Origin of the sequence: Aquitalea sp. (genome assembly GCF_030150775.1) — a bacterium.
Classification (GTDB): domain Bacteria; phylum Pseudomonadota; class Gammaproteobacteria; order Burkholderiales; family Chromobacteriaceae; genus Aquitalea; species Aquitalea denitrificans.
This window is the reverse complement of sequence record NZ_JASLFG010000025.1, coordinates 40,485-53,131: the sequence shown is the minus strand read 5'-3', so window position 1 is coordinate 53,131 and position 12,647 is coordinate 40,485. Positions and strand designations below refer to the sequence as shown.

Annotated in this window: 10 protein-coding genes; 5 read left to right on the top strand and 5 right to left on the bottom strand. The window is 61.4% G+C overall.

Annotated elements, in window-relative coordinates:
- The first annotated feature begins 9 nt into the window (after positions 1 to 9).
- The 5 genes from QVF59_RS08130 (at position 10) to QVF59_RS08110 (ending at position 5,603) form a co-directional block, all read left to right on the top strand.
- Positions 10 to 138 carry a hypothetical protein gene (locus tag QVF59_RS08130; protein WP_287878742.1) on the top strand — a complete coding sequence of 43 codons (129 nt, stop codon included), beginning with the start codon at positions 10 to 12 and terminating at the stop codon, positions 136 to 138.
- Positions 131 to 2,098: an acetyl-CoA carboxylase biotin carboxylase subunit gene (locus QVF59_RS08125; protein WP_287878739.1), complete on the top strand. Its 1,968-nt coding sequence runs from the start codon at positions 131 to 133 to the stop codon at positions 2,096 to 2,098. The genes QVF59_RS08130 and QVF59_RS08125 overlap by 8 nt, the downstream gene beginning before the upstream one ends.
- A gap of 18 nt (positions 2,099 to 2,116) precedes the next feature.
- Positions 2,117 to 3,010 carry a hydroxymethylglutaryl-CoA lyase gene (locus QVF59_RS08120; RefSeq protein WP_287878736.1) on the top strand — a complete coding sequence of 298 codons (894 nt, stop codon included), beginning with the start codon at positions 2,117 to 2,119 and terminating at the stop codon, positions 3,008 to 3,010.
- Between the two features lie 55 nt (positions 3,011 to 3,065).
- The gene (locus QVF59_RS08115; RefSeq protein WP_287878733.1) at positions 3,066 to 5,027 is read left to right on the top strand and encodes an acetoacetate--CoA ligase; all 1,962 of its coding nucleotides are present in this window, start codon (positions 3,066 to 3,068) and stop codon (positions 5,025 to 5,027) included.
- A 171-nt stretch (positions 5,028 to 5,198) separates the two neighbouring features.
- Positions 5,199 to 5,603 (top strand): hemerythrin domain-containing protein, encoded by a 405-nt coding sequence (locus QVF59_RS08110; protein WP_159878527.1) that lies wholly within the window; start codon positions 5,199 to 5,201, stop codon positions 5,601 to 5,603.
- Positions 5,604 to 5,691: 88 nt separating this feature from the next.
- On the opposite strand, the gene QVF59_RS08105 is transcribed toward QVF59_RS08110, so the two are convergent.
- From QVF59_RS08105 to QVF59_RS08085, 5 genes are all read right to left on the bottom strand, one after another.
- Entirely contained in the window at positions 5,692 to 7,347 is a 1,656-nt protein-coding gene (locus tag QVF59_RS08105; RefSeq protein ID WP_287878730.1) for an ArnT family glycosyltransferase, read from the bottom strand.
- A gap of 105 nt (positions 7,348 to 7,452) precedes the next feature.
- Entirely contained in the window at positions 7,453 to 7,668 is a 216-nt protein-coding gene (rpmE, locus tag QVF59_RS08100; protein ID WP_045847109.1) for a 50S ribosomal protein L31, read from the bottom strand.
- A 162-nt stretch (positions 7,669 to 7,830) separates the two neighbouring features.
- Positions 7,831 to 9,204 (bottom strand): cysteine--tRNA ligase, encoded by a 1,374-nt coding sequence (cysS, locus tag QVF59_RS08095; RefSeq protein ID WP_159878531.1) that lies wholly within the window; start codon positions 9,202 to 9,204, stop codon positions 7,831 to 7,833.
- A gap of 164 nt (positions 9,205 to 9,368) precedes the next feature.
- On the bottom strand, positions 9,369 to 10,586 hold the full coding sequence (locus tag QVF59_RS08090) for a 6-phosphofructokinase (RefSeq protein WP_287878725.1): 1,218 nt from the start codon (positions 10,584 to 10,586) through the stop codon (positions 9,369 to 9,371).
- Positions 10,587 to 10,822: 236 nt separating this feature from the next.
- Positions 10,823 to 12,508: a glutamine--tRNA ligase/YqeY domain fusion protein gene (locus QVF59_RS08085; RefSeq protein WP_287878723.1), complete on the bottom strand. Its 1,686-nt coding sequence runs from the start codon at positions 12,506 to 12,508 to the stop codon at positions 10,823 to 10,825.
- Positions 12,509 to 12,647 lie beyond the last annotated feature (139 nt).

Genomic DNA, 12,647 nt, shown 5'->3' with positions numbered 1-12,647 from the left:
GACGCTGCCATGTTCACGAAAATCCTCATCGCCAACCATGGTGACCAGCAGCCGCAAGGCTACGCAGCTGCGCAGCAACATCGCATGGCGGCGCGCCTGCGCCGTGGCGATTTCGCCGCGGGAGACTGCCATGTTTAAGAAAATCCTCATTGCCAACCGCGGAGAAATCGCCTGCCGGGTGATCAAGACCGCACGCCAGCTGGGCATTGCCACTGTTGCCGTTTATTCCGATGCCGATGCCGATGCCCGCTTTGTCAGACTGGCCGACGAAGCCTGGCGACTGGGCCCGGCTCCGGCGGCGGAATCCTATCTCAAGGCCGGGTTGATTCTGGACATTGCCCGCCAGAGCGGTGCCGAGGCCATCCACCCCGGTTATGGCTTTTTGTCGGAAAACGCTGACTTTGCCGCCGCCTGCGCTGCTGCCGGCATCGCCTTCATCGGCCCGCCGGCCAGCGCCATTGCCGCCATGGGCAGCAAGTCCGCCGCCAAGGCACTGATGGAACAAGCAGCCGTACCGCTGGTGCCCGGCTATCACGGCGAGCGCCAGGAGCCGGATTTCCTGCACCAGCAGGCCGACCGTATCGGCTATCCGGTACTGATCAAGGCCAGCGCCGGTGGCGGTGGCAAGGGCATGCGCATTGTCGAGCGCAGCGAGGATTTCGCCGCTGCGCTGGCCTCCTGCCAGCGCGAAGCAGCCGCCAGCTTTGGTGACGACAAGGTGCTGGTGGAGAAATACCTGCCGCGTTCGCGCCATGTGGAAATCCAGGTGTTTGCCGACAGCCTGGGAGGCTGTGTCTATCTGTTCGAGCGTGACTGCTCGGTGCAGCGCCGCCATCAGAAAGTACTGGAAGAAGCCCCGGCACCGGATTTGCCGGTCAGCACCCGGCAGGCCATGGGCGAAGCCGCCTGCGCCGCCGCCCGTGCGGTGGGCTATGTCGGGGCGGGGACAGTGGAATTCATCATGGCGGTAAAGGACGATGGCCGCCCCGGTGAGTTTTACTTCATGGAAATGAACACCCGCCTGCAGGTAGAACATCCGGTGACCGAGATGATCACCCGGCAAGACCTGGTGGCCTGGCAATTGCAAGTGGCCGCCGGTCAGCCGCTGCCGCTGCGGCAGGACGAACTGCAGATTCACGGCCACGCCATCGAGGCGCGTATTTATGCGGAAGACCCGGACAAGGGCTTCCTGCCGGCCACCGGCCAGCTGATTCACCTGGCCACCCCTGCCGAAAGCGCACAGGTACGCATCGATACTGGGGTGGAACAAGGCGACAGCATCAGCCCGTTCTACGACCCGATGATTGCCAAGCTGATCGTGTGGGGCGAAAACCGGGCTGCCGCCTTGCAACAGCTGGATGCAGCACTGGCGCAATACCAGGTGGCCGGTGTCACCACCAATATCGCCTTCCTGCGCCGCATTGTGCAGCACCACAGCTTTGCCAGCGGTGCGGTGGATACCGGCCTGATCGCTCGCTATCAGGACACCTTGCTGCCACCAGCCGCCCCGGCCAGTGGCGAGCAGCTGGCCGTGCTGGCGCTGGCCCAGACGCTGGGCGCGCAGACGGACTTCCCGGTGCGCGCAGGCTGGCGACTGAATGGTCAGCTGGAAACCATCCAGCAATTCATGCACGGCGACACCCTGCACAGTGTCAGCGTGCGCCATCTGGACCACGGTTTTGCCGTGACGGTGACAGGACAGACATATCATGCCATGGCACGGCTGCAACACGGTGAATGGCATGTCACGCTGGACGGACAACAACTGCGGGCCACGGTCGTCAGCCAGCGGCAGCAACGGGTATTGTTCCTGCAAGGCGAACGGCTGGAAGTGAGCTGGGTGGACCCCTACGCCGCCAGCTCGGAAGAAGTACATGGCGCCACCCACCTGAAAGCGCCGATGCCCGGCCGGGTGGTGGCCTTGCTGGCCAGCAGCGGGCAGCAGGTGAGCAAGGGGGAGCCCCTGTTGATTCTGGAAGCCATGAAAATGGAGCACACCATCCATGCCCCAGCCGATGGTGTGGTGCATGCCTTCTATTTCGCCGCTGGCGAACAAGTGTGTGATGGCGACGAGTTGCTCGACTTCGACGCCGCCTGATCCGGAGGACAACACGATATGCCAACCGTGAAAATCGTCGAAGTCGGCCCGCGTGACGGGCTGCAGAACGAAAAACAGCAGGTGGATACCGCCAGCAAGCTGGAACTGATCCGCCGCCTGGCTGCAAGCGGCCTTACCACCATTGAGGCCGGGGCTTTTGTCTCGCCCAAATGGGTGCCGCAAATGGCCGACAGCCTGCACGTACTGCAAGCACTGGAGCTGTCTGGTGCGGTGAATTACCCGGTGCTGGTGCCCAACGACAAAGGCATGGAACAGGCTCTGGCAGCTGGCGTGCGTGAAATCGCTGTGTTTGGTGCCGCCAGTGAAGGCTTCAGCCAGAAAAACATCAATGCCAGCATTGCCGAAAGCCTGGCCCGCTTTGACAGCGTGATGGCTACAGCACGGCGCGAGGGCATCCGCGTGCGCGGCTATGTGTCCTGCGTGGTGGATTGCCCCTATGAAGGGCCGATTGCCCCGGCCAAGGTGGCAGAAGTGGCTGCCCGTCTGCTGGACATGGGCTGTTACGAGATTTCACTGGGCGACACCATAGGCACGGGCACACCCAACCGGGTACTGGACATGCTGGAAGCAGTCAGCAAGCTTGTGCCAATTGCACAACTGGCAGGTCACTTCCACGATACCTACGGCATGGCCATCAGCAATATTCATGCTTCTTTTCAGGCTGGCATCAGAACATTCGATTCCTCGATTGCCGGGCTGGGCGGCTGCCCGTATGCTCGTGGGGCATCCGGCAATGTCGCCACCGAAGACGTGGTGTACCTGATGCATGGCCTGGGCGTGGACTGTGGCATAGACTTGCCGACACTGGTGCAAACCGCCTGGTTTGCCGCCGGTCTGCTGGGCCGCCAGCCCGGCTCCAAGGTGGCGCAGGCGCTGGCCGCAGCACGCTGAAGCCGCCCGTCCCACGCCAGGCAATGCCGCGCGGAACAAGATAAAGAGGAGAATCATGGAGCAGCTCACCCCCCCGATCTGGCAACCCTCCCCCCGGCGCGTGGCAGGCTCCCACCTGCATGCCTTTGGCAAACTGGCGGAGGCCGCATATGACCGCCCGCTGCCTGACTACCACAGCCTGTGGCAAGCAAGTGTGAACGACCCGGCCCGCTTCTGGGGACTGGTCTGGGATTATTGCGGCGTAATCGGCGACAAGGGCGATACCGTGCTGGAGCACGGCGACGATATGCTGGCAGCACGCTTTTTCCCCCAGGCCCGCCTCAACTACGCTGAAAACCTGCTGCGTCACGATGGCGATGCCACCGCCCTGGTGTTCTGGGGCGAAGACAAGGTCAAATCCCGCTACAGCTGGCAGCAGCTGCGCCAACTGGTGTCCCGCTTGCAGCAGGGCATGCAGGCCGCCGGCATTGTGGCAGGCGACCGCGTGGCCGGCTTCCTGCCCAATATGCCGGAAACCGTGGCCGCCATGCTGGCTGCCTCCAGCCTGGGTGCGGTGTGGACCAGTTGTTCGCCCGACTTCGGCATCGACGGAGCCATCGACCGCTTCGGCCAGACCGAACCCAAGCTGCTGTTCTGTCCGGATGGCTACTGGTATGGCGGCAAAGAGATCGACATCCGCGACAAGATGCAGGCGCTGGCAGCCGGTCTGCCTTCGGTACAGCAGTTCATTGCCGTCCCCTATCTGGGCGAAACCGCTGCCTTTGCCGAAAGCCTGCCGCGCACCATCACGCTGGACGATTTCATTGCCCGCTTCGCTGTGCGTCCCTTGCAGTTTGTCCGGGTGGAATTCAACCATCCGCTGTTCATCCTGTACTCCAGCGGCACCACCGGCAAACCCAAGTGCATCGTGCATGGCACCGGCGGTACCTTGCTGCAGCACCTGAAAGAACATCAGCTGCATGGCGATGTGCATCAGGGCGATCACCTGTTCTACTTCACCACCTGCGGCTGGATGATGTGGAACTGGCTGGTATCCGGCCTGGCCAGCGGCGCGGCGCTGATGCTGTATGACGGCTCCCCGTTTGCCGCCCACGGTCGCGTGCTGTGGGATTACGCCCAACAATGGCAGTTCAGCCATTTCGGCACCTCGGCCAAATACATCGACGGGCTGCGCAAGATAGACCTGGTCCCGGCGCGGGAGTACCGGCTGGATGCGCTACGCGCCGTATTCTCCACCGGCTCGCCGCTGATGGCAGAAAGTTATGACTGGGTGTACGCCAACATCAAGCAGGACATCAATCTGGCTTCTATCTCCGGCGGCACCGACATCGTCTCCTGCTTTGCGCTGGGATGCGCCACCTTGCCGGTATACCGCGGTGAGCTGCAATGCCGTGGCCTGGGCATGGCCGTGGACATCTATAACAGCCATGGCCGGCCGGTACGGCAGGAAAAAGGCGAACTGGTCTGCACCCGCCCCTTCCCGTCGATGCCGGTGGGCTTCTGGCAGGACCCGCAGGGCAGCAAATATCGCCAGGCCTATTTTGGCCGCTTCGACAATATCTGGTGCCATGGTGACTATGCCGAAATCACCGCACACGGCGGGCTGGTGATTTATGGCCGCTCCGATGCCGTACTCAATCCGGGTGGGGTGCGCATTGGTACGGCAGAAATCTACCGCCAGGTAGAAGGCTTTGCCGAAATTCTGGAAAGCCTGGCCGTAGGCCAGCGCTGGCAGGACGACGAACGCGTGGTGCTGTTTGTACGACTGCGTGAAGGTTGCCAGCTGGATGAAGCGCTCGCGGCCCGCCTGCGCGAGCAGATCAAACGTGGTGCCAGCCCGCGCCATGTTCCGGCCCGCATCATTGCAGTGGCGGATATCCCGCGCACCATCAGTGGCAAGATTGTCGAGCTGGCGGTCAAAAACGTGATTCACGGTGAGCCAGTAAACAATCTCAGTGCACTGGCCAATCCGGAAGCGCTCAGGCTGTTTGCCGATCTGCCGCAGCTGCAAAGCTGACCCAATGCCGCAGGATTGAGCAGAACAAGGGCTTCCCGGTGGGAAGCCCTTGTCGCAAATACCGGACAATATAATGTACAGCCCACGGCAAGCCCGGCAGAATTGAGAGCCATCAAGGCAGCTTGCCGCAATGGTTGTAAACTATCGTCAATATCAGCAACAGGTTACAGCATGAAACGCAGCGCAGCCCTTACCCCCCTATCCCGCGATCACCACCACGCCCTGTCGCTGGCCATGCAGGCGGGCAAGGCAGCGCGTAGCGATGACCAGGCGCAATGGCAACATGTAGCCGATAGCATCAGACTGCACTATCAGCAAACCCTGCAAGCCCACTTTGCCGAGGAAGAACGCGCGCTACTGCCGGCACTGGCCCAGGCCGGCAACACCGGGCTGGTACAACGCACGCTGGATGAGCATGCCCACCTGCATCAACTGATGCAGCATGCCGCGCTGGCCAGCCCGGCCATCCTGCAGGCCTTTGCCGATGCCATGACTGCCCATGTCCGCTTCGAGGAGCGCGAGCTGTTTGCCCTGGCCGAGAACCTGCCTGAGGTCATGGCGGCATTGCAGTCCTGACCCCAAGCTCCAGCATGCCCTGCAAATGAAAAAGGCCGGATAATCTCCGGCCTGCTGTTTGATTACGCCATGCCAGCCAGCTACAGGCCTAGTGGGCTGAACGCCGGAACAGGCCGAACAACTCATATTTCTCCCGCGGTCTTGCCCCCTGCCACAACAAGGCCCAACCCGGTTCGGCCAGGCCCTCACTGCGCGAACGCATCAGCAACAGGTAGTCGCAAGGGCTGCTCTCCCCGGCTGGATACGCCACCAGATCGATCCCGGCATAGTAGTGCCAGCTGATACGCGCCATCATGTTTTGCCGGTCGGTGGCAATGCACTGCGTGTTGTCGGCCAGTACAGCGGGCAAGGCGCGGCGCATGCTTTCCACCACCGGGCGGTAACTCTTGGCCGCATCCAGCCACGGCAGCCACAGGGACAGTGCCAGCCCCCAGCACAAGGTAAGCCCGGCAGCCCAGTTGGTAATGGCTTGCCGACCACGTACATGGCTGCGGGTTACCGCCCAGATCCAGGTCATGGTAGCCAGAATGGCAAAGATGGCGGCCACCAGCGACACATGCGGCACATAGTAGGGGCTGAAATACTGTGCGCGCCCGGCCAGTCGCTCCGGCCAGCCATAGTTCATCGCCGCCCAGCCCGCCCAGATCAGCAAGCCGAATACGCCAAAAGCCATCAGGCCGAACCAGTTGAGAAAGGCAGCCGCGCCACGGCGCAGATTATCCAGCTCCACCGCAGCCAGCAGGGACAGCGGCAGCAGCAGCGGCATGGCGTAATCCATGCTCTTGCGCACAGAGAGCGTCAGCATGATCAGCACCACGGCAAAGAACATCAGTGGCAGCTGCAGCATGGGCAGCTCGTACTTGCGGTTGCGGTACAGCGTCCAGGCTGCCAGCGGCCAGGCCGGCCAGGCAAACCAGATGGTATTGAAGGTGTAGTAGCCAAAACCGTGAAACAGCCCTACCTTGCCAAAGCCATCCAGCGGGCCCAGCGCATGGTGTTCCCACCACAGGCGGAACAGCGCCGGATAGCTGCGGGACAACTCCAGCGGCCAGATCAGTGCCACCGGCAAGGCCACCAGCAAAGCCATGAACACGGTGATGGCATAGCGCTTGTTACGCCAGGCAGTGAAAGCCGGCAGGAAGAGTACCACCGCCCACACCAGCATCACTTCCAGCAGGCTGGCACTCAGGAACAGTGTAGCACTGCCTGCACCCAGGATGGCCCCGGCCAGTCCCGGCGAGCGCAGGGTGAGCGACAAGGCATAAAAGGCAGCGGCAAAGCCGGTAAAACTAGCCACCATTGGCGTCATCTGGTGGCCGGTGACAATCAGGCCCAGACAGCCAATCAATATCATCACCACGCTACGGCCATGCCGACGGCCAATCAGATCGCGCCCGGTCATGCCGGCCAGGGTGAGCCCAAGTGCCATGAACAGCGGTGTAGCCAGCCTGGCTGCATCGTGCGCCGGCAGCAACCAGGGGGAAAACAGCCGGGCCAGCCCGGCGGCCACCCAGTAATACAGCGGCGGCGACTCCAGGTAAGGCACACCTTGGATGGTAGGCAGCAGCCAGTTGCCGCTACGCAGCATGCCTTCCACTACCGCCATCACATAGGGTTCGTCCGGCTTCCACGGATCATGGCCGATGATGCCTGGCCACAGCCAGACAAAACACAGCAATAGCAGCACCCAGGGTTTTTCGGTGGGAACGGGAACGGTGGCGTTTTGCGGGGAGTACGTCAGCATCGAGGCGCGCGCCAGTCTGGAGAAAGCGTTATTTTAATGTGCAAGCACACGCAGCGGAAATGAAAAAAGGCAGCCAAGGCTGCCTTTTTTCCAAAGCTTACAAGCTTAGCGCTTGAAGAAGCCACCGAACTTCTGGTTGAACTTGTCGATACGGCCGGCGGTATCAACAATCTTCTGCTTGCCAGTGTAGAACGGGTGGCAGCTGGAGCACACTTCAATGTGGAAGGCGTCCTTGCCCATGGTGGACTGGGTGGTGAAGGTGTTACCGCAGGAGCAGGTAACCGCAACTTCTTTGTAGTTCGGGTGAATATCAGCGCGCATGATGAGCTTCCTTGGTTACGGGTACAGGGGTTTTGCCTGTACTACTTGGTGAAGCGGAGCATTATCCGCCCTTTATCAGCACTTGACAAGTCGCCCGAAACGAAAATGGCGACAGCCTTTATCAGACTGCCGCCCTGGGCTCAGCCGGTCAGCAATGCAGGCTCAGGCACGACGCCAGCTGGTGCCCTGCGCATTGTCTTCCAGCACCACACCCTTGGCGATCAACTCGTCACGGATACGGTCGGACTCGGCCCAGTTCTTGTTGGCACGTGCATCACGACGCGCCTGGATCAGGGCTTCGATCTGCTCTGCGGTCAATTCGCCCTCACCAGCCCCGGCCTTGAGGAATTCCTCCGGCTCACGTTGCAGCAGGCCCAGCACACCGCCCAGGTCCTTCATCAGGCGAGCCAGTTGCACATCGCGGCTCTTGTTGACTTCACCGGCCAGCTCGAACAGCACGGCAACGGCTTCGGAGGAACTGAAGTCGTCGTCCATCGCTGCCTTGAAGCGCGCAGCGTACGGGTTGCTCCAGTCAATGCCCGTGCTTTCCGGCAGCGCCAGACCGCGCAGCGCGGTGTACAGGCGGGTCAGGCCCTGCTTGGCATCGTTGAGGATGCTGTCGGTGTAGTTGACCGGGCTGCGGTAGTGGCTGCGCACGATGAAGAAACGCACCACTTCGCCGTCAAAATGCTGCAGTACGTCGCGGATGGTGAAGAAATTACCCAGCGATTTGGACATCTTCTCGCCATCGACATTGATGAAGCCGTTGTGCAGCCAGTAATTCACATACTGGTGGCCATGCGCGCCTTCGGACTGGGCGATTTCGTTTTCATGGTGCGGGAATTGCAGGTCTTCACCGCCACCGTGAATGTCGAAATGCTCGCCCAGATGGTGGCAACTCATCACCGAGCATTCGATATGCCAGCCCGGACGACCAGCACCCCACGGGCTGTCCCAGGACGGCTCGCCCGGCTTGGCTGCTTTCCACAGCACAAAGTCCAGCGGGTCGCGCTTGTTGGGGTCGATTTCCACCCGCTCACCGGCGCGCAGCTTGTCCAGCGTACGGCCGGACAGCTTCCCGTAGCCTTCAAATTCACGCACCGCGTAATACACATCGCCATTGGGGGCCGGATAGGCCTTGCCATTGGCAATCAGTTGTTCGATCAGCGCAATCATGCCGCCCACATGATGGGTGGCGCGCGGTTCGTGCGTTGGCGGCAGCAGATTCAGCGCAGCGGCATCCTGGTGCATGTCGGCGATGGTTTCCGCCACCAACTGGTCCGGGGTAATGCTACGCTCCAGCGCACGCTTGATGATCTTGTCCTCGATGTCGGTGATGTTGCGCACGTAGTTGACATCGTAGCCGGAGGCCTTGAGCCAGCGGTAGATCACGTCAAAGGCCGCCAGCATGCGAGCATGGCCGATATGACAGAGGTCGTACACCGTCATGCCACACACATACATACGCACCTTGCCCGGTTCGATGGGATGGAACTCTTCTTTCTGGCGAGTCAGGGTGTTGTACACGTTCAGCATGATCTAGATAACCTGTGCTTGGGTAAAAGGGGAAATTGTAGCAGAGTCGTCAAGCCCCCGCGAAGCGCCTGCACACTGCCCGTCCTGCTGCGCGGAAAATGAAAAACCGGGCCAGTGCCCGGTCCCGAGTGACATCTGGTGACATCTGCCGCCAGTAAATGGGGTCACACCGGCGGCCATTCAATACGCCGGTAATCCGGCACCCCCTGACGGAAAGGCGGCATGCGCTCGCCCTCCATCAGCGGCAGCAAGTAATCCAGAAAAGCCTGGGTCACGCCATAGCCATCGGCGGCAATGAAATGCGGCGGAAAGGCCTTTTCCATGTCTCCCACTTCGGCCAGCGGAAAGTCGGCCACTTCCCAGCGGTATGGGTGATCGGACAGGCGGCGGATACCGGCCATCACGCCGCTGCGGCCGGCCTGCAGCCACTCCACGCCCTGCTGCCCCATCTGGTAAGCCTGCGCGGCATCGGTGGCCGACACCAGATGCCCGGCCGCGCGTTGCAGATAATCCACCTGCGCCACATGGGCGGACAGGCCGCGCTCACGCTTGAGCAGCGCCGCCAGCCAGCTCCCCACCCCGCCCAGTTGCTCATGGCCATAAATGGCCGAAGCATTGGCCTCGGTGACAAAGCGTCCGGCAGCATCCACCAGGCCTTCTGCCACCGAGATGGCGCACTGGCCATGTGCCGCCAGACTGGCATCCACCGCAGCCAGAAACTTGTCCTGATCAAACGGCACTTCCGGCAGCAACACGATATGCGGTGCCTGCCCGCCGTGAATGCGCGCCGCAGCCGGTGCCGCCGCCAGCCAGCCGGTATGGCGGCCCATGGCCTCCATGATGAATACCCGGCCGCGGCCCATGCTGATCATGTCCATGCCCACTTCCAGCATGGTGCTGGCCAGGAACTTGGCCGCCGAGCCATAGCCCGGGCTGTTGTCAGTCCCGACCAGATCGTTGTCTATGGTCTTGGGAATGCCGATCACATGCAGGGCGTGGCCGGTATGACGCTGGAAATCCGCCAGCCGCGCGGCACAGCCCAGCGAGCCGTTGCCGCCATTGATCAGCAGATAATGAATGCCATGACGTGCCAGCACCGCTTTCATGCGCAGCCAGTCTTCAGGAGATTCGTCGAAACTGCCTATCATGCGGCGGCTGACACCAAAATGCCCGCCGGGCAGAAAACCCAGCCGGGCGATGTCGTGATCGGACACGCCATCGGTATTCACCAGCCGGTCTTCCAGCAGGCCGGCCAGGCCATCGCGGGCGGCATACACCGAGATGCCCAGCTTGCGGGCGGTTTCAATCACGCCCTGGGCCGAGGCATTGAGTACGGCGGTGGGGCCGCCGGATTGCAGATACAGCAGGCGAGGCTGGTTCATCACACTTCTCCGCAAAGCAAGACTGAATGGTTTTAATGCTAAGCAGGACAGGTGTAGCAGGCAAATTACATCGTGCCATAGTCGACGCGCATCAAATGCTGCGCTGGCGAAGCTTGTCAGTGCCCGCCTAACGGTGTAGCCCGCGCAGCAGACATGAAAAAAGCGGGCCGTCTGGCCCGCTTCAGCGTTCTACCGCGCCAAGCAAGTCAGTACTGACTTGCTTGTTTGGGCAAAATTTACTTGCTCCAGTTATCGCGCAGACCGACGGTACGGTTGAACACCGCACGCACACCTTGCTGATGGTCGTAACGGTCGGTGACAAAGTAACCCAGGCGCTCAAACTGGAAGCGCGATTCCGGGGCTGCCTTCAGCACGGCATCTTCCACATAGGCGGTGACGGTTTTCAGTGATTCCGGGTTGAGGAACTGGCGGAAGTCGACATATTCGCCATCTTCACCACGCACCGCATCCGGACGCGGCTCGGTGAACAGGCGGTCGTACAGACGGACGTCAGCTTCAATGGCATGTTCGGCCGATACCCAGTGAATCACGCCCTTGACCTTGCGGCCTTCCGGGTTCTTGCCCAGGGTGTCGTGGTCGATGGAGCACTTGAGTTCCACCACCTTGCCGTCGGCATCCTTGATCACTTCATCGCACTTGATGACATAGCTGTAGCGCAGGCGCACTTCGCCACCGGCGGTCAGGCGCTGCCACTTGGGCGGCGGCACTTCGGCAAAGTCATCACGTTCAATCCAGATTTCACGGGCGATCGGCACTTCGCGCTCGCCGAATTCCGGGTGATGCGGATGGAAAGGCGCGCTGCGGCTGGCAGTCACGGCGGCATCGAAGTTGCTGAGGGTCACCTTGATCGGGTCCAGCACGGCCATCACACGCGGCGATTCGTTTTCCAGCATCTCGCGCACGGCGCCTTCCAGCACGCTCATGTCGATGATGTTTTCACCCTTGGATACGCCAATGCGCTGGGCGAACAGGCGAATGCCGGCCGGGCTGAAACCGCGGCGACGCATGCCTTCGATGGTGGGCATGCGCGGGTCGTTCCAGCCATCCACCAGGCCATCGGTCACCAGCGCCTGCAGCTTGCGCTTGGAGGTGAGTGCGTACAGCAGCTCCAGACGGGAGAATTCGTACTGACGCGGGTGGCAAGGAATGGTGATGTTGTCCAGCACCCAGTCGTACAGCGGGCGATGGTCTTCGAATTCCAGCGTGCACAGACTGTGGGTAATGCCTTCCAGCGCATCGGAGATGCAGTGGGTGTAGTCGTACATCGGGTAGATGCACCACTTGTCGCCGGTACGGTGGTGATGCGCGCGGCGGATGCGGTAGATCACCGGGTCGCGCAGGTTCACGTTGCCGGAGGCCATGTCGATTTTCAGGCGCAGGGTCTTGTTGCCGTCCGGGAATTCGCCGTTACGCATGCGGGTGAACAGGTCGAGGTTCTCTTCCACGCTACGGTCGCGGAAGGGGCTGTTCTTGCCAGGCTCGGTCAGGCTGCCGCGATAGGCGCGCATTTCCTCGGCGTTCAGGTCGCAGACAAAGGCCTTGCCCGACTTGATCAGCTCGACGGCATAGTCGTACAGCGCATCGAAGTAATCCGAGGCGAAACGGACATTGCCATCCCACTTGAAACCCAGCCATTCCACGCTGTCCTTGATGGACTGCACGAATTCGTCCGACTCTTTTTCCGGATTGGTGTCGTCCATGCGCAGATTGCACTTGCCCTGATAGTCTTCGGCCAGACCGAAGTTCAGACAGATGGATTTGGCATGACCCACGTGCAGGTAGCCATTGGGCTCCGGCGGGAAGCGGGTGACGATGGCGCTGTGCTTGCCCGAAGCCAGGTCCTCGTCAATGATGTTGCGAATGAAGTTGCTGACTACTGGCGCGTTGTTTTCCGTGCTCATGATTCTGGCTGCAGACTGATTGAAAGCAATCGGTGATTGTAACCGATTTGCCCTTGCTGGGGAGTAGCAGTCCCGGCATGGCCGGTTTTGCCGGAGAAAAGCAGGCAGACTGGCGTTTGGCGCTGCCGTCCGCCTGCCG